The 18,370-nt window shown below is 40.4% G+C and carries 17 protein-coding genes; 13 read left to right on the top strand and 4 right to left on the bottom strand.

The genetic code is table 11. The annotated features are described in order from the left end of the window. Positions 1–77 precede the first annotated feature (77 nt). The 7 genes from VB654_RS04085 to VB654_RS04115 all read left to right on the top strand — a co-directional run bounded on the left by VB654_RS04085 (position 78) and on the right by VB654_RS04115 (position 7,348). Entirely contained in the window at positions 78–1,538 is a 1,461-nt protein-coding gene (locus tag VB654_RS04085) for an O-antigen ligase domain-containing protein (RefSeq protein WP_323212185.1), read from the top strand. A gap of 96 nt (positions 1,539–1,634) precedes the next feature. Next, the gene (locus VB654_RS04090) at positions 1,635–2,303 is read left to right on the top strand and encodes a hypothetical protein (RefSeq protein WP_323212186.1); all 669 of its coding nucleotides are present in this window, start codon (positions 1,635–1,637) and stop codon (positions 2,301–2,303) included. A gap of 106 nt (positions 2,304–2,409) precedes the next feature. Further along, positions 2,410–3,144 carry a phosphoadenylyl-sulfate reductase gene (locus VB654_RS04095; protein ID WP_323212187.1) on the top strand — a complete coding sequence of 245 codons (735 nt, stop codon included), beginning with the start codon at positions 2,410–2,412 and terminating at the stop codon, positions 3,142–3,144. A 681-nt stretch (positions 3,145–3,825) separates the two neighbouring features. After that, the gene (gene gmd, locus VB654_RS04100; protein WP_323212189.1) at positions 3,826–4,902 is read left to right on the top strand and encodes a GDP-mannose 4,6-dehydratase; all 1,077 of its coding nucleotides are present in this window, start codon (positions 3,826–3,828) and stop codon (positions 4,900–4,902) included. A 24-nt stretch (positions 4,903–4,926) separates the two neighbouring features. Continuing rightward, positions 4,927–5,871, top strand: coding sequence for a GDP-L-fucose synthase (locus VB654_RS04105; protein ID WP_323212190.1), 945 nt, complete (start codon positions 4,927–4,929; stop codon positions 5,869–5,871). An 84-nt stretch (positions 5,872–5,955) separates the two neighbouring features. Further along, positions 5,956–6,495, top strand: a complete 540-nt coding sequence (locus VB654_RS04110) for a 5-formyltetrahydrofolate cyclo-ligase (protein ID WP_323212191.1) — start codon at positions 5,956–5,958, stop codon at positions 6,493–6,495. Positions 6,496–6,514: 19 nt separating this feature from the next. Further along, on the top strand, positions 6,515–7,348 hold the full coding sequence (locus VB654_RS04115) for a carbohydrate ABC transporter permease (RefSeq protein WP_323212193.1): 834 nt from the start codon (positions 6,515–6,517) through the stop codon (positions 7,346–7,348). Between the two features lie 41 nt (positions 7,349–7,389). Here the strand turns inward: VB654_RS04115 and VB654_RS04120 are convergent, their stop codons facing one another. Continuing rightward, the gene (locus VB654_RS04120; RefSeq protein ID WP_323212194.1) at positions 7,390–11,313 is read right to left on the bottom strand and encodes a hypothetical protein; all 3,924 of its coding nucleotides are present in this window, start codon (positions 11,311–11,313) and stop codon (positions 7,390–7,392) included. A gap of 677 nt (positions 11,314–11,990) precedes the next feature. Here VB654_RS04120 and VB654_RS04125 point away from each other — a divergent pair. The 4 genes from VB654_RS04125 to VB654_RS04140 all read left to right on the top strand — a co-directional run bounded on the left by VB654_RS04125 (position 11,991) and on the right by VB654_RS04140 (position 14,943). Beyond that, positions 11,991–12,689 carry a Crp/Fnr family transcriptional regulator gene (locus VB654_RS04125; protein WP_323212195.1) on the top strand — a complete coding sequence of 233 codons (699 nt, stop codon included), beginning with the start codon at positions 11,991–11,993 and terminating at the stop codon, positions 12,687–12,689. 73 nt (positions 12,690–12,762) lie between these two features. After that, complete coding sequence (locus VB654_RS04130) at positions 12,763–13,479, top strand: DUF2232 domain-containing protein (RefSeq protein WP_323212197.1); 717 nt, start codon at positions 12,763–12,765, stop codon at positions 13,477–13,479. A 4-nt stretch (positions 13,480–13,483) separates the two neighbouring features. Then, entirely contained in the window at positions 13,484–14,596 is a 1,113-nt protein-coding gene (gene cobT, locus VB654_RS04135) for a nicotinate mononucleotide-dependent phosphoribosyltransferase CobT (protein WP_323212198.1), read from the top strand. Between the two features lie 200 nt (positions 14,597–14,796). Further along, complete coding sequence (locus VB654_RS04140) at positions 14,797–14,943, top strand: hypothetical protein (protein WP_323212199.1); 147 nt, start codon at positions 14,797–14,799, stop codon at positions 14,941–14,943. 1 nt (position 14,944) lies between these two features. Here the strand turns inward: VB654_RS04140 and VB654_RS04145 are convergent, their stop codons facing one another. Then, positions 14,945–15,316 (bottom strand): hypothetical protein, encoded by a 372-nt coding sequence (locus VB654_RS04145; protein WP_323212200.1) that lies wholly within the window; start codon positions 15,314–15,316, stop codon positions 14,945–14,947. 482 nt (positions 15,317–15,798) lie between these two features. On the opposite strand from VB654_RS04145, the gene VB654_RS04150 reads away from it, so the two are divergent. Then, positions 15,799–16,998 carry an extracellular solute-binding protein gene (locus VB654_RS04150; protein WP_323212201.1) on the top strand — a complete coding sequence of 400 codons (1,200 nt, stop codon included), beginning with the start codon at positions 15,799–15,801 and terminating at the stop codon, positions 16,996–16,998. A 19-nt stretch (positions 16,999–17,017) separates the two neighbouring features. Here the strand turns inward: VB654_RS04150 and VB654_RS04155 are convergent, their stop codons facing one another. Next, positions 17,018–17,539 (bottom strand): hypothetical protein, encoded by a 522-nt coding sequence (locus tag VB654_RS04155; RefSeq protein ID WP_323212202.1) that lies wholly within the window; start codon positions 17,537–17,539, stop codon positions 17,018–17,020. Between the two features lie 339 nt (positions 17,540–17,878). Here VB654_RS04155 and VB654_RS04160 point away from each other — a divergent pair, with 339 nt between their 5' ends. Next, positions 17,879–18,085 (top strand): hypothetical protein, encoded by a 207-nt coding sequence (locus VB654_RS04160; protein ID WP_323212203.1) that lies wholly within the window; start codon positions 17,879–17,881, stop codon positions 18,083–18,085. A gap of 10 nt (positions 18,086–18,095) precedes the next feature. Here the strand turns inward: VB654_RS04160 and VB654_RS04165 are convergent, their stop codons facing one another. After that, complete coding sequence (locus VB654_RS04165) at positions 18,096–18,290, bottom strand: hypothetical protein (protein WP_323212205.1); 195 nt, start codon at positions 18,288–18,290, stop codon at positions 18,096–18,098. Positions 18,291–18,370 lie beyond the last annotated feature (80 nt).

Consider the following 18,370-nt stretch of genomic DNA (forward strand, 5'->3'; position numbering starts at 1 on the left):
TCGTAATTCGTAATTCGTAATTAAGCAGGTTTTGTTTTTATACCTCTGATTTAAAGTATAGGATTGGTAGATTCATCGTGATTTCTAAACAAATACATTTCAATACTTTTTTAGAATCCAACTTTTTTCCTCAAGAGCGATCGCTACAGGGTTGGCTGGCTATTTTGTCTTTTATACTACTGAATGTAGTTTGCTATTTTGCCGGTGCAACTGCTTTATTGCGCTTAATTTATCCGGTGACAGCTTTAGCGGTAGCAGTATTTTTATACTTACGGCATCCCATTCTCTATATCGGCTTTACTTGGTGGATATGGTTCTTAACACCCTTAGCTACTCGCCTCGTTGATTATCGAATTGGCTGGGACCCCACCCGTCAGATACTTGTAACACCTTATTTAGTCGTATTTGTCACCATAGCCACTTTTTTACAACACTCTCCCCGCGCTATAAAACAGGGAGGATTGCCGTTTATTTTGGCGTTTATTGGTGTATTTTATGGTTCTTTAGTGGGTCTGATTTATAATACACCACTTCCTGTTGCACGGGGCTTTTTAGATTGGCTCAGTCCAATTATTTTTGCTTTTCACTTGTTTATAAATTGGCGAAATTATCCCAGCTATCGTCAGAATCTTCAACGTATATTCCTCTGGGGTGTATTGATTTTAGGCATTTATGGTGTTTATCAATTTGTGGTAGCACCTGAATGGGATAGATACTGGCTAATGGAATCCCAAATGTTTACGAGTGCGGGAGATCCTGAACCTTTTGGAATGCGTGTCTGGAGTACTCTACACTCACCAGGACCCTTTGCCTATGTGATGCAAACAGGCTTGCTGTTATTATTTACAAGTTCGGGAACCTTAATTTTTCCGGCATCAGCAGTTGGCTACTTATCGTTTCTACTAACCCAAGTACGTACTAGTTGGTTAGGTTGGTTGTTAGGAATAGTGTTGATTTTTGGCTCGGTAAAAGCACATATTCAAATGCGCTTAATTGCCATCATTTTAATCATGGTGATGTGCGTTGTTCCATTGACAAACATTGAGCCAATTTCTACTGTAGTTACAGAGCGTTTTGAAAGTTTTGCTAATTTGGAGAATGATACTAGCTTTCAAGATAGGTCAGGAAGCTATGACAGAAATTTAACTTTAGCTCTTTCTAATGTTTTAGGTAATGGGTTAGGAAATATCTGGACTGTCGATGAAAAAACTGGTCACTTAGAAGTTTTTGTGCTTGATAGTGGCATTCTTGATATATTCTTTACCCTGGGTTGGTTGGGTGCAATTCCTTATCTTGGTGGGTTAATCTTGATAATTGCTAGTGTTCTCCAATATACTGAAGCCAGGTTTGATAGTTTTGTCAGTGCCGCCCGTGCTATTGGTCTAACTGCTTGTGTACAATTAGTTGGTAATAGTACGATGGTAAGTCTGGCAGGGATGATTCTTTGGGGATTTTTAGCTATGGCTATGGCAGCACATAAATACTATGAGCATCAAAGAGTTAATGCGTTCGTTGAAGAAGTAATGAACCACCGATAAACCCTAAAAAATGGTTTGTATGAATATTTTTGTGATTATTTGGCTGTGAATAGGGAATAATAAGGCACAGTGGTTCGTCACCAAAAAATGATCACCGTGTCAAGAATACAATTAATAACCTTAATTTCCCTGGGAATGCTGTTAGGCGCTTGTCAGAAATCTGAAATTTCAGCCCAATCAACTCCTACGGGGGCATCTATCACACCTGTATCTACTGTACTCCCCACTGTTCCACCCTCTGCAACAACTGCACCACCGGAATTTCAACAAACCAACATTCAGAAACCTTTGCAAAAATCGCAACCAGTTGTTGGTCAGCCGATTGATTGTGATGGTATTCCCGATGATTGTGTTATCGGCGATGGTAGTTTGCCCAATACTGAAAATACCAATTCTCAGGGCTTCTATGAGCAAAGCATGAAATCCCTAGAACAACTAACTCAAGGTTGCGAAGAAAAAACCAAAATTGATAGTTATTTCACTTACTCAGTCTGTACTATTAGTGGTCGGCCTGTGAAAGCGTCAGAATTCCTCACTGAATTAGGTGATGGTCTAAATATCTGGTTTGAGAAAGGCCAAGTCAAAGCTGTACAGCGCACTCATAACGGGGAAACCTTCTTTTTTGAGAACGGGAAATTAACAGTCAAATTTGAAGATTATGGGGAAGAAATGCGCGAAACTGTCAGTAATCAAGAACGAAGTGAAGCTGAACAACTCGCAAAAACTGCCTACCAGAAAATATTTCAGGTATTTGACATCCGCTAAATCCTGCATAATTTAGTGAGGAATTGCAAATTTCTCGGAGAAATGTATCGGTGGAACATCTCAACTTGGTAAAATCTAGGGTGAGCCAGAGGAGAACACTAAAAACATGGTAGCTGCCCAAACAAATTTAAATATTCCCGCCTTAGAAGCAGAATATAGCCAAAGAACACCAAGGGAAATTATCACATTTGCCTTGGAAAATTTTAATAATCTCTCGATTTCTTTTAGTGGTGCTGAAGATGTTGTCCTAATTGATATCGCCTCAAAGATTACCAAAGACTTCCGCGTTTTTACCCTCGATACCGGACGCTTACACCCTGAAACATATCAGTTATTAGATCAAGTCAGAGAACATTATGGGATTAAATTAGAAGTCCAATTCCCAGATGCGGCGGAAGTACAAGCTTTAGTCGAAGAAAAGGGCTTGTTTAGTTTCTATAAAGATGGTCACAAAGAATGTTGCGGAGTTCGCAAAGTTAGACCATTACGCCGCAAACTCAATACTCTTGATGCTTGGATTACTGGACAGCGTAAAGACCAAAGTCCTAGTACTCGCAACCATATCCCTGTAATTGAAATTGATACTGCTTTTTCTAGCCCAGACCATCAGTTAATTAAATTTAACCCCTTAGCAAACTGGACTTCTGCACAAGTGTGGGAATACATCCGCGCCTTAGATGTTCCTTATAATAAGTTGCACGAACGGGGTTTTGTTAGCATTGGTTGTGAACCTTGTACTAGACCTGTGTTACCCAGCCAGCATGAACGCGAAGGCCGTTGGTGGTGGGAAGAATCCACAATGAAAGAGTGCGGTTTACACGCGGGGAATTTAGAAAAATAGTTAGCGCTATTTTGTTGTTTTCAAAAAAGAAAATATTACCAGAGATTTTTGGGGAATTTCCCTAATGTAACATTTTAAGCTTTTCACGCCATTAGTAGACTGACAAGGCTAAAGTAGTACATTAGATTTCTAGGTAAAATAGCGCTAAAGCGCAACTACGAACATTTTCTATTGCAACATTTTCAGCTTTTCACGCTATTAGGGTGCGTTATGCCTGGGGTTAACGCACCTTGAATTTTTAAGACACTAATTTGACCTACAGCATCAGCTTTCTGTCTTTTATCCTGCGGTACTAGGGCTGATGTACTTTACAGAATTACGGTTATGTGTATTAAATAAATTGCGTCGCTGCCGGATTTTGAGGCTGAAATTAATAGAAATAGCGAACTGCTTGCAGCAGCGCTTCGCTATCGCTGAAAAATCAGCTGAAAATTTCTGCAACCCACACATCAGATTTTGTATAATCTGTCAATGCGTAAATCCTATATTCGGGCTGATCTACAATCAGATGCTGGGGAAAAACTTGTGAAATTACTTTTTAATAAGTATATTTAGTTACGACTCACCTCTGTTGATTCTGGAAAATATGAGGTTTTCCATCAGGCAATCTAGTCTTTAGCTGCTAATTTGGATAAATTAGCCTGTAACGATTTTCTCAAAGGTAACAAGGAAGAATTAAGTATGACCCAAAACAAGCGTGCGTTGATTACTGGTATTACTGGTCAAGATGGTTCATACCTGAGTGAGTTTTTACTAGAACAAGGTTATGAAGTACATGGCATTATTCGCAGGACTTCTACCTTCAACACAGATCGCATTGATCATATGTATGAAGATCCTCACAAACAAGGAGTGCGGTTATTTCTTCACTACGGCGATTTAACTGATGGTACGACCTTACGCCGCATTTTAGAAGAAGTCCAGCCCACGGAAATTTACAACTTAGGCGCTCAATCTCATGTGAGAGTTAGTTTTGATTCACCGGAATATACAGTTGATGCGGTAGGAATGGGAACACTGCGTTTACTAGAAGCCATCCGCGACTATCAGCAACGCACAGGAATTCAGGTGCGTTTTTACCAAGCAGGTTCCTCAGAAATGTTTGGTTTAGTACAAGCAGTCCCCCAAAGCGAAACAACTCCGTTTTATCCCCGCAGTCCCTATGCTTGTGCAAAAGTTTATGCCCACTGGCAAACTGTGAATTATCGTGAGTCTTATAATTTGTTTGCTTGTAATGGCATACTATTTAACCACGAATCACCCCGGCGGGGTGAAACCTTTGTCACCCGTAAAATTACTAGAGCAGTTGCTAAAATTGTGGCTGGTAAACAGAAGAAAATTTATATGGGTAATCTCGATTCCAAACGAGATTGGGGCTATGCCAAAGATTACGTGCGGGCAATGTGGCTAATGTTGCAGCAAGAAAAACCGGAAGACTACGTAATTGCTACTGGTGAAACTTACTCTGTACGCCAATTTTTAGAAAAGGCGTTTGGTTATGTGAACCTGAAATGGGAAGATTATGTCGAGTTTGACGATCGCTATATTCGTCCGGCGGAAGTAGACTTGTTAATTGGTGATCCTACTAAAGCTAAACAAAAGTTAGGTTGGGAACCATCAGTAACCTTTGATGAATTGGTGTCTCTAATGGTAGAAGCAGATTTACAGGCGTTGGGTCATACTTCACCCAATGGCAATGGTACAGCCTCTGATGATATTGCTACTACTCGTCAAGAACTGGGCGCTCTCCACTTCTGAATTTATACTGCAAAGAATAAAATTATGACCGCCTTAGAACTAACAAATCAAAGGATTCTCGTGACTGGTGGCGCGGGTTTCCTGGGTCGTCAGGTGATTTCGCAGCTGTGTCAGGCTGGGGCTGATAGTGCCAAAATTACAGTTACGCGATCGCGTGAGCATGATTTACGTGTGATGGAAAATTGCCAACGCGCAGTTGACCAACAAGACATTATTATCCACTTAGCAGCTCACGTTGGTGGTATTGGTTTGAACCGCGAAAAACCCGCCGAGTTATTCTACGATAACTTGATCATGGGTACTCAGCTAATTCACGCTGCCCATGCAGCTGGAGTCGCAAAATTTGTTTGCGTGGGTACAATTTGCGCTTATCCCAAATTTACACCAGTGCCATTCAAAGAAGATGACCTTTGGAATGGCTACCCAGAAGAAACAAATGCTCCCTACGGAATTGCTAAAAAAGCGCTTTTAGTGCAATTGCAATCTTACCGCCAGCAGTATGGCTTTAATGGTATTTACTTGTTACCAGTAAATTTATACGGCCCTGAAGATAATTTTGACCCCACTAGTTCCCACGTGATTCCGGCTTTAATTCGCAAAGTTCATGAAGCCCAAATCAAGGGAGAAAAACAACTTCCGGTTTGGGGTGATGGTAGTCCTACCCGTGAGTTTCTCTATTCGGAGGATGCAGCACGGGGAATTGTTATGGGTACAACTTCCTACAATGGCGCTGAACCAGTGAATTTGGGAACAGGCGAGGAAATTTCTATCCGCAATTTAATTACTCTGATCTGCGAATTGATGGCGTTTGATGGTGAAATTGTTTGGCAAACAAATCAGCCTAATGGTCAACCCCGGCGCTGTTTGGATACTGAACGGGCTAAGGAAGCTTTTGATTTTACGGCTCAGGTAAGTTTTAGACAAGGGCTAAAGAATACGATTGAGTGGTATCGGCAAAACGCTGCATAGCTGATGTGGGGTGGGCGATGCCCACCTTTTTTTTAACGCAGAGGCTCGCAAAGGAAAGCGCAAAGGTGCGCGGAGGTTTGGAAAATGGGGAAGGTTGATTTACGTCGAACTTTACTACACAAACGGCAATTAATGTCTGGGGGTGAATGGAGGGAAAGGAGCGATCGCATCTGTGAGCAGTTGCAAGGGTATACTCTATTTACCCAAGCTAAAACAATACTTGCTTATTTCAGCTTTCGTCAAGAACCTGATTTGAGTCCATTGTTTACAAATACTAAATATAATTGGGGTTTTCCACGCTGTGTTGGTCAGTCTCTGCATTGGCATTTCTGGAAACCTGAAGATTCTGTTCAAGTTGGTGCTTATGGTATTACTGAACCTGTTCCTGATACCCCAAGTATAGAACCTGCTGATGTTGATTTGATTCTCGTTCCCTGTGTGGCTTGCGATTATCAGGGATATCGTCTAGGCTATGGCGGTGGATATTATGACCGTTTACTCAGTTCACCAAATTGGGCAAATAAGCCAACTATAGGTATTGTTTTTGATTTTGCGTATTTACCCCAAATACCTCTGGAATCTTGGGATAAACCATTACAAATGGTGGTCACTGAAAACTCTTGAATTTAAACCAATTGTGATTGTGAAAATCTCTAATTCACGACTAAAAATTATTTTAATCTACGGGTTATTAGGCGCGATCGCACTGTTCATGCTGTTTCCTTTATTGTGGCTCATTAGTACAGCTTTGAAGTCTCCCACAGAGAATATTTTACAATCGCCGCCGCAGTTATTACCCAGTCAACCAACATTAAATAACTTCGTTAGTGTATGGCGATCGCTACCTTTTACAAAATACCTCTATAACAGTACATTGGTTGCCGTGCTGACTGTCGGTTTAAACTTACTATTTTGTTCTTTAGCTGCTTATCCTTTAGCTAGACTTTCATTTGTGGGGCGAAATTCGATTTTTATTGCCATCGTCTCTACCATCATGATTCCCTTTCAAATTGTGATGATTCCCCTGTATATTTTGACAGTCCAATTAGGTATACGAAATACTTATTTAGGCATAATTTTTCCGAGTTTAGCTTCAGCTTTTGGGATTTTTTTACTGCGACAAGCTTTTATGGGTGTCCCTAAAGAACTAGAAGAAGCTGCCCGCATGGATGGTAGTTCAGAGCTAGGCTTATGGTGGCATATTATGTTGCCAGCAATTCGCCCAGCATTAGTTACTTTATCTATTTTCGTATTTATTGGTTCTTGGAGTGACTTTCTTTGGCCATTAATTGTCATTCAAGATGAAAGCTTATATACCCTACCTTTGGGAGTAGCAAAATTAGCGGGGACATTTTCTTTAGACTGGCGATTAGTCGCTGCTGGCTCAATAATTTCTATTGCTCCAGTGCTGCTATTATTTTTATTTTTACAGCGCTACATTGTCCCCACAGAAACAGGTAGTGGTGTCAAGGGATAAATGGAACCTTTGTGGGGTGGGCATCTGGCCCGCCCACCTTTTTAAGAATTCACTTCTACAGCGAAATTAGCCGTGTAAGGTTCCTCAATGGATTGCTGATTACTAGCTTTGATTGCATCCAAATAGCGGCGCAAAACCTGCACTTGTGAAAAATTGGGACGATAAGTCAAATTTCCCCGCTTTTCAAACAGTGGTGTAGCTGCGATCGCTTGATAGTCAGAGTTATTTTCAGAATGGCTGCAAAGCCAAGTAGAATCAGGAGTTGCAGGTATTAAACCCGGCGGTAACTCACCTTCTAAGAAAGCCAATAAGCGTTGCTGACAAATACTCGTATTAATCCCACAACCCTCAAATAGTTGGAGAATTTCGCCAAAAGATAAAGTTCTATCTGGCAAAAGTCGCAGTAATTCCCTAAACAAGAAATAGTCAGTGTACTGTTGCTTTGATTCTTCTAAAACTTGGGGATGCAAAGGTAACATAGCCAAACCTAATGCGACCCGACTACAATTGGGAGCGCCGTTTTCACCCAGATACAAATACTGAATAATTTGGGTGTTAGGCAATTTTTGCCGGAGCCAATTATTCACTACTCCTAAAGCAGCTCCCCCGCCAGTTAAAATAGCTTGATTAATTGCTTCTGTAGGTATACCACGAGCCACTAACAACTTATTAAATTCTCGGTTTAATCGGCGCACAAAGGGGATAAATACATGGTTTTCTAAATCCCGTCGCTTCAATATCCACTGCTGATCCGCTAATTCTAGAGTAAAGGAATCTTGCTGTTGCAAAATTAGCTTTAAAGCCATTGCTGCATCTAATACAGCTTGTCCTAACACTGAACTTTCTAACTTCTGCTGAAGACGAATCCGAGCAATGATATCTGGTTCACCTACTTGGGGTAAATCTAATTCTGTCAATTCTAGACTATCCCAACGCATTTGATCTAAACCCGGCAAAGTTGGTTGCCATTGTCCATAATTATGAGTGACTGTTGTACTTTCTTTTGAGTTGATATCGCGTATTTGCCGATATTTTGGCGGCAACAGTAACTGGCAGATAATATCTTGCTCAATGCCATTACTAGCGTAAGCAAAACTATGAAGCATGAAATCATTGTGCTGCAATTGCTGTAGGTTATTTGGCAAATCAACTAGTGTCATTTCTGTAGTAGTTGCCCCAATATTAATCACAAAGGTATTACCAACCAGAGCATCTTCACTAGGTTTTGCTAGTTGTAAACCTTGGAAATTGCTGATTTGAACTGTTTCACCATCAGCGCTATCAAGTATGCTGAGGACACTAGCGATCGCTTCCTCTACAAAAAATATTTGCTGTGGATGTTGGACTAATTTGCTAGTCAGTACAGCTTCACGCACATTAAACCGATATTGTTCTGACCAGCTAGATGGAAAGGTGCAGATGACACCAGCAATCTGATTAATAATGTGATGAAAATTTTCTGCATCTAAACCCACCGCACTAGCGATTAAACCTTGAGTTGTACTGTGGCTATCCGATTTTAACGTTAACAGTAACTTAGAGAGCGATCGCACAACCCAAATCAAAGGTCCCGCCGAAAATTTATTGAACTGTAAGACAGGTTCCCATTTTTGTTTTTCGTTCTTATATGAGATAGCTACCTGCAAATAAGGCTTCAACTGCACTGAGCAAGAATTATGTTCTATAGCCGCTTGTGTTTCTGAGTTTTCCGGATCTCCTGGAGGTACAGAAGTCGTCGGGAGATAAACCTCTGCTGGTAAACGAAACGACTGTTGAAAGGAAGTAACCTCCTGTGGGTTTTCTGCTGACCAGCAGATAGGATAAACAACAGCCGTAGAACGATTCAACAAAGCCGCAGAAATTCCAGTTGTACCCACATCAAGACCTAGATACCACAGGGATTCGTGGGTATTGGGGGCAACATCTGTATGATCTACAAATTGTGAAATTACAGCACCTTCTTCTCCAGCAGTTGCAACTGTCTCAGTTTTTTCAGTGAGGGGACTAAAATCTAAATCAGCTTCTGTTTGCGCCCAAGATATGGGTTGAACCTCCAATGTATCCACATCAGATGCAGTGCTAATTTCCGGCTCTATGCTATCTTCAGAACCTAAAACAACATCCAAATTTAAATCAGCCTTAAGCATTTCATCAAAGTTAGCCAAATCCTGATTCAATTGTTGTATTTGCTCTTCATCCAGAGTAATATTCGGCAGATTGGTAGACTGATTCTCCTCTGGTGACAACAAATTTTCCTGTGGCGAAGCCGGAATATAGTTATCTACATAACCCAACTCCTGTTCATGAACAACTACTGGCGATGGGTAACTAACATTAGTCTCTTCGGCTATTACTGCTGCTGTTTCCAAATCAGAAGCAATTTCTATCTGCTGTTCACTCTCTAAATCAGCAAATAAATCACTCAAGGCTGTAATCGTATCAACACTGCTTGGTTCTATGGGGGAGCTAGATAATGCAGAAGTAACAATCGGTTGATCTGAATTGGTATTTTCCTCAAAAAACAATTCTTGCCATGACTCTGGTTCTGCATCGGCTGACTCAAACAAAGGATCTGAATGGTGTTCTATTGGTTGAGTTATAGATGCAGGTGTAGTCTCTGCAATATTATCTTCTGGGATCATCTCTGGTTCGACTGGATGAGTGAGAGAAGTAGGTATAGTCTCGGCAATCTTTGACGATGATAAATCTTCTACATCCAGGCTGAGATAAGTTAAATTAGCCGTACCCAATAAACTGGCATAAAGTTGATCTACTTCATCATTCAGTAATTCCAAACTATCTTGCTGTACTTCACTGACAGTATTACTAGATGATAAAGAATCATCTACACCCAACTCTAAAAGCATGGCATCCAGATCATCTGTAGCAATCACATCTTCTTCATCGTCAAATGTAAGTGCAGACGAAACTTCAGGCGCTAAAAATTCCCACGACCGACTTGTTTGATCATTTAAATTCTCTGCTGGTATTGCTTCTGGTGTAACAGGATTTGTCTGGTTTGATAATGATGGTAGTGGAGATAGGGGTTGATTTTGGCCTAATTCTGGAAAAGATAACATAGTAACTGGGGCTTGTTGCGGCAAGTTCTGCGTTAAATTATTCAGAAAATTCGCCATTAACTGCTCGCCCTGCACACCCGTACTGTGCATTCTCGCCAATCCTTGGCATAATGACTCATGATAAGTATTAATATTACGCTGTAGGGCCTCAAAGACAAAATTTACAGTCCCATCTAGAGATAATAGACGTTGATCTAATTCCCTCGTTAAATGTGTTAACCGTTCCGTCTGTTCTGATGATTCTAAAAAAGGTTGAGTGACCGAAGGCGTTGCTTTTGTATTGCTTTGATTGTTCGTATTAGCAGAACTGGAATCATGGGCGACATTATCCGCTATTTGTGGCATTAAATTCGCTCCAACACGGCTCATCAGTAACTGCAAAAATTCGGAAATTATTTGCTCCTGGTTAGCCCACTGCTGACTTAAAGAGTAGTTATGCAGTTTCCTTTGTTCTAACTGCCTAATTTCCTGTATAAGAGCAGCCCTATCTTGGAGCATTGCCGTTAATTCTGCTTGTAACGGCTGTATTAATGCCGATAATTCGCTGTTTAATTGCTGAGATAGTAAATTACTTTGTTCTGTAGTCGGTTGATTTTGTGGTGTTGATAATTTTTGGGGAGTAGCCAGAGATTGGCTACCAGCTTGATTGACAAATTTCTCCAACAAAGGCGACCTTTGCACCTCTCCAGTCGGTCGGTTTTGCTGATTGCTATTTAAAATTTCGTTTTCTTTTTGCTGGACAAGGAAAGTACGAATTTTTTCTAAAACCTCTCTGGTTTCCGGTGCTTGACTAGATAAAAGTCTAGATAGGCGTTTACCACTGCTGTTGAGTAAGTTGTCAATGTCTGCAATCAGTTTTTGGATTTCATCTGCATGGGAAGTCACTTTAAATTACCTTAGCTAGAACTGGATTTGAGCTTGTATGAGAATTACTGGACAATGGGTTAATGCTCTGCTTTGCTCTCAGCATGGCTTTACCCATAGGGCTTTATAGCACCCAGCACTTTTCATACAAGGTGCTTTACCCTCTCAGCATACACGTGATGTTACAGCTTCTCGGACGTGTCTAGTGATAAAAACATCCAAAAATGCCAAAGTTTTTCGCCTACATGAGCAATTAATGTAGCTAACCAGTGGCTAAATGGCAAGGGAGCATTTTTTACTTAATTTCTGCTCTTGGTAAACAAATAGAAACATTACATTAGCAAAAATTAACTATCTTGAGTATCATTGATATTGGTTATTTAAATTGTCTGGTCAGAAAATTTGCCATGCAGTTGACTCCAAAAGTCCTCCCAGAAGTCATAACGTACTGCGTGCAAAAGATTTAAGCAATTCTCACCCATAGGCTATAAAGTTCCTATTTGATCTTTTAATCTGACTCAGTACATTTGTATTACTGCCTTTTTGTTTCCTTCTCCCATGCAAATCAACAACAATCTTGGATATTTTTGGTGTAATACAGCCTATTTTTTTTGGTGAAAGGGATGGTGGTTTGATAGCTTAAGCTGAATATAGCATCTGGTTTGTTTACATATAACAGCTTCAATAAATATGCCGTAATGGAAGACCAATATAGCTTACAAGCAACCAGCAATCCCTGGATAATGAATGCTCCCTTTTTTGAAGGGTTGCCAGAAGCTGCTATAGAAATAGCTCTTATCCATCTTGTTACTCGCACACACCCAGCCAATCAAGTGATTTTACTAGAGAACGACTGGGGCGGTTCTGTATATTTTGTATTAGATGGCTGGGTAAAGATTCGTACTTACAACATGGAAGGTAAAGAGGTAACACTGAATATTATTGGTAAAGGGGAATTGTTTGGTGAAATGGCGGCGTTAGATGAAGTCCCTCGCTCCACTGATGTGATTACCTTGGCTCCGACGATGATTGGCAGTCTCCCCTCTCAGGATTTTGTCAAATTACTTAAGACAGAAGCCTTGGCAGGACTTAGATTGTCACAATTGATGGCTCGACGCTTACGACAAGTAAACCGCCGCTTGCGATTGCGAGAATCTGATAGTCAGTCACGAGTCGCAGACACTTTGTTATTCTTGGCAGAAGGACAGGGAAAAAAAGGGCAAACTGGTACAGAAATTCCCAATTTACCTCACCGGGAATTGAGTAGTTTGAGTGGACTGGCGAGGGAAACAGTGACCAGAGTCTTAACAAGGCTAGAAAAAAAAGGGTTGATTACAAGATACCCGGACACAATTTGTATTCCTGATTTGTCAGCCCTGGAAAAGACGATTATCTAAAGTACACGTCATTGATTTCCATGACTGACTCTAGCGGAGGACTGGGGGCAAAGTCGTTCAAAATTTTTTCACAATGAACATTTCAGATTCTCTACCAGATGAAAATCCATCTCCTGAATTTCTCAACCAACAGTTAGAGCCAGAGCAGTTGCGGCAACCTAGACTAAAAGTTGATGCGCCCTTACGAATGGTGGAAACAGCATTTTTAGCCAGTGCAGCTAGCTTGATTTGGTTTATTAATTTTTATTTTCCTTTGGGGCCGCTATTACGGATATTTTTTCCTGTCCCAATCGCTTTAGTTTACCTGCGCTGGGGCAAAAGAGCAGCTTGGATGGCTGCTGTGACTTCGGGGTTGCTGCTATCAGTGCTGATGGGGCCAGTTCGGAGTCTATTATTTGTTATGCCTTTTGCTTTTATGGGTGTGCTTTTAGGCGCGACATGGCATCGTCGTGTTCCCTGGATTGTATCTATCACCTTGGGTACACTCTTGGGTACATTAGGAGTGTTTTTTCGGCTGTGGTTGCTGTCTGTGTTGTCAGGGGAAGACTTATGGGTTTATGTGATTAACCAAGTAACAGAAATGATAGAGTGGGCATTTCTGAGGCTGCAATTATTAGCTAGTCCTAGTATATTTTTAGTCCAAATAGGAGCAGTAGTCTTAATTGTGTTCAATAACTTGATTTATCTGTTTATGGTACACCTGGCAGCATGGCTATTGTTGGATCGTTTGGGAAATCCTATTCCCCGTCCGCCTCAATGGGTACAGGTTCTTATGGATTATGAAGGTTGAATAATTGATTCGTATTTATACGCAAATAGAACAAGGTGAAAAATGGATTGCTCAGTATAGGGATTGTGTCTCTGTGTTTGCCTGTGTTTTAGGTTTTACTGACACTGGTCTAATTCCTGGCATTTCAGCAGCTGGTAGTACTCCAGCAGCTCGAAGGTATACAGCTTGTGCTGATGCTGAGTTTTTATATTATGGAGCAGGACGAAAACCCCTTTATCCCTTACCACCATTAACTGCGGGGGCTTCACCTGTACTAATTTCTCGTGCTGTAGTTGAGGCGCTGAATATTCCAGTTTATGTGTTTAATGCTGGCTTACCTCAACCTCCGGCTGTGCCAGTCATTGATTTGGGTGGCTCTCCAGCTAAGTGTTTAAGTACAGGTGATGCTATGGAAATCACAAATGTACACCATTTGCTGAAGCAAGGGTTATTGTGGGGAGAACGCCTGGCTACTAATATTCAAGCAGGATATGTAATTTTAGGTGAGTGCGTTGTCGGAGGGACTACAACCGCTCTGGCAATTTTAACTGGTTTAGGAATAGATGCTGCGGGAAAAGTCAATAGTAGTCATCCTGTTTGTAATCATACACAAAAATGGGCAGTGGTACAAGGTGGACTGGAGAGGATGAGGGTATCTGGAGGGGGTAAATTATTAGACCCCTTGGCAGTTGTGGCTGCGGTAGGTGATCCGATGCAGGTGGTGGTGGCAGGAATGGCGATCGCAGCTAGCCGCAGTTGTGGTGTTATGCTGGCGGGTGGTACACAAATGCTGGCCGTTTATGCTTTAATGGGTGCGATCGCTGATGCTTATAGCTTATCTTGGCAACCAGGCGCAGTCGTCGTAGGTACTACCCGATGGGTAGCAGAAGATCCCACTGGTAATACCGTTGACTTAGCTTTGAGCTTAGGTAAAACAATCCCTCCCCTAATTGCGACTCAGTTAAGTTTTGCTAACTCTCGTTATTCCCAACTCCAAGCTTATGAGCAAGGCTTTGTCAAAGAAGGTGTAGGGGCTGGAGCCGCTTGCATAGCTGCTTATCTCAGTCAAAATTGGCAACAAAATCAGCTTTTAACAGCCATTGAAGCTCAACTAGATCAACTTAAAGGTTGTTCATAAATTAATATCTTTAAATAGGGCTGGCTGAATCAATGTAAAACCCAGATAAATCAAAGGTTTGAGGCTGATAAACCCAAAACTAGGTACAAGGTTTTTGAAGGATGTAGCATCAAAAGTGTGAATTTTGGATTGAATAAATCAGAAAATTGGGGGATGACAGATAGCTGTTCCCCGTTCCCTACCTCCACGACAAAACTTTTATGCCTAACGGTACGCTACGCGAACAGCAAACCCTAAATAAAGTCAAGCAAGAATTAAACCGTGACAGATTAATTGACAATGAAAACCCAAAAGTTGCCATTAACAAAAAACTGTCGCCGAGTTTTGGTGATATTGACAATGAATAATTTAATGTGTTCTAACTTTCATTAATTGTTCTTCTAAAGCCGCAATGCGATTATATGCTGCCGTTAATTGTGCTGTTAGTCGTTGTATTTGAATTTCTGGGGTTAAGTTATGCTCGCTACCTTGCCGATTTATGTCTAGAGACATACCATCTGTCAATACATCCTTGTGTTCCAGTTCTGGATTGAAATTAATATGTTTTTTTAACTGGTAACTGTTGACATCATTATTTTTTTCATTATTCTTTGCTTGTGTATTTGCTAAAGAACATTCCGAGAAAGCTTGAGCGACTTTATCATCAAGTTGCTCAATTACTTGGCAGAGGGCATCAAGTTTATCACTTAAAGTCAGAATCTGTGTTTGTAATGGCTCCATTTAATACCCTTATCCGTATATTTTCCTTATGTTATTCAATTTACAGGTGATATTAGCTATACTTCTGAATTATTTAATTTTTCAATAATTGTGTCGTGTAAAGCCCTGCGCTTATAGCGGTAGCGGGGCATTAAGCAGCCTGCTGATTATACAGCCAGGAGAGGCGGGTTTATGAAAATTCTTATTGGTAATTGAGTATATGTGTCTGTAAACCCACGACTAAATCAAGAACCCCAAGCTATGAATACTGTTCTCACTTTTATGAAAACCGCTATATAATCAATTAAATATTATTTGTATACAATCTTACTTAATTATTTTTATCAGTATTATCGATGATGCTTGTTGATAAACTTGAAATTATTAGCAGTTATTTTCCAAATAATGTTCCGCAGTCAACCAATGCTCAGGCTTTTCCGTATTATGACGATAATAGGATTAAATAAGCACTTAGCCTCTAATTGGATCTATTTATTTAATTTATGCATAACCAAAAATTTCCAATTTCACATCCAAAATCTCTCAATCGACGGTCATTTTTAATGAGTGCCGGTGGGCTGGCACTTTCGCAAATGTTGGTTGGTTGTGGCAACAGCAACCAGACGCAACTCAATATCCAGTTATTACGAGGTTCTATCCCCAGTCAGATAGTTCGCAAATTTCGCCAAAGTTTACAGCAACAGGTACAATTAAATTTTTCCCCAGTTGAGCAAATACCGGATTTGTTTAAACAATTGCAAGGTTGGCAAAATAAATCAACAACCACTGATGAACCATTTTGGAATCGCTTTATACCATTTAGAAAATCCCAGCCGAAAGTTGTATCTGATTTAGTGACATTAGGAGATTACTGGCTCAAAGCAGCTATTGAACAGAAACTAATTCAACCATTAGAAGAGACAGAAGTCAATCAATTAAAACAATGGTCTACTTTAAATGAAAGGTGGCAACAACTGGTAAAACGCGATAATCAAGGTAATTTGGATACTCAAGGCAATGTTTGGGCTGCTCCTTACCGTTGGGGTAGTACAATGATTGTTTATCATCGTCAAAAGTTACAGAGTTTGGGTTGGACACCGGAGGATTGGAGTGATTTGTGGCGAGATGGATTGCAACAGCGCATTTCTTTACTGGATCAATCTAGAGAAGTCATTGGTCTGGTTTTGAAAAAGTTGGGAAAATCCTACAATACAGAAAATCTTGATACCATAGCAGACTTAGAAAATGAACTACGGACATTAAACCAACAGGTAAAATTATACAGTTCCAATAATTACTTAGAACCGCTAATTATTGGAGATACTTGGTTAGCTGTGGGTTGGTCAAGCGATATTATCCCCATTCTGTCACGTTATCCCCAACTAGCCGCAGTGGTTCCGAAATCAGGAACAGCAATGTGGGCAGATTTATGGGTACGCCCCACAGGACGAAAAAAAGATACATTTGCATCACAGTGGATTGATTTTTGTTGGCAACCAGACATTGCTAAACAAATTTCTGTACTAACTAGAAGTAATTCACCAATTATTTCTAATATTGCCCAATCAGATATGCAAGAACCACTGAGAAACTTGTTACAGAGTAATCATGCAGTTTTTGACAAAAGTGAATTTCTGCTTGCTTTACCTCCATCAGCAATGAAGCAGTATGAGACTTTGTTTGCCAAAATTAAGCAAGAGTAGGAATTAGTTTGACTGATTTCTAGAAAGAGCGTAATAATCTTAACCTATTTTGATTATTCATCTGAATCCGACATGATGTTGGAGTTGTGACAAAATTACAGGTATAAGTTGCCAAAAGGTTTTGCTGATAATCGAAAACTCTAACATTATAACCGTCCTTTCTAGCACTGCTACCCAAGCGATTTACAAAGTCGTAGCGTTCTAGATAATCTAGTAAGTTCCAAATTTGCTGATTTACTATTAGGTCTACCCTGCCTGGTTCTTTTTCGTTAGCTGGATATGCTATCCAATTATCTAACAGTTTGTTTTCTGAATTTTCTTTTTCCCACCATAAACTAGGTGTAGTTAGTCCTTCTGGGTTAATGGTATTGGCTGTGATTACTGTACTATTCGGCTGGGTTAATAAGGCAAGTTCTAAAGGTGCATCTGAAGGCGATGGGACTGGGGATGTTTCTGCTAGGGAGGGTATGATTGGGAACAAAAAAATCGTACTGAGGTTAATTGTTAGTAGTAGATGACGACTTAGTTTGTGTATAAGCATAAAGGTATACCATTTTTTATTTGCGAATTATTCTTCAACTCGCTCATGGTTTAGGACTAAATAATTGCCGTTGATGTTTCTAAACTCGATTGGCACACAGGCGAAGTCTTTTGTAGTCAGCAGTCCAACTATGATTACAATACATTTTCTGTATTAATGACTATCCCAATCACAATCAAGTGGTTGAATATTTTGAGGAAAAGGTTGGGAGTTTTGTGAGATATCGTGGTTCATGAGGCTTGGGAAACATGAGTATGATGAACAGATTAATGATGGTGCAATGGTTATTCTCGTAGCAGCAATGAAATTTTCATCCTGTTACCTATTTGTGGAAAATCCATGACATCTCAAGAATTTTTAGAAAGTTTGGCCACAGCCACAACAGATCCCGAAAAACTGATGGTTGTTGCTGAATACCTGGAAACAACTGCAATGGACAATGCCACTACTCCCAGATGGCGCAGCATTCCTTACAGTTCTGAAATTGACATGGCGCTGAAGAATCTGGCTTTTCATTTGGCAGGACTGGCTGAGACAAAAAATTGATTTTACGTTTTCAATTGCCTTCTTTCATCCACTCTCGTGCTGCTTTCTCGGCGGCTTCAGCCGTAAAGTAAAGCTTGCGTTCACCAAACACTGCACCACCTGGACTCAGCAACCGAAACTGCCAGGAATCATCTTTTTCAGTATAAAACACTGTGAGGGTAACGTTATGAATGCCAACAACTAAGTGAATTTTGGTGCTACTCATTAGTGGTATCTCAACGTTTACCCCTTTTTTAGCATTTTTAATAATTTGCAGTATTTTACCACCACAAGCACAAATCTTGC

Source organism: Nodularia sp. UHCC 0506, assembly GCF_034931045.1.
In the GTDB taxonomy this organism is placed as follows: Bacteria; Cyanobacteriota; Cyanobacteriia; order Cyanobacteriales; family Nostocaceae; genus Nodularia.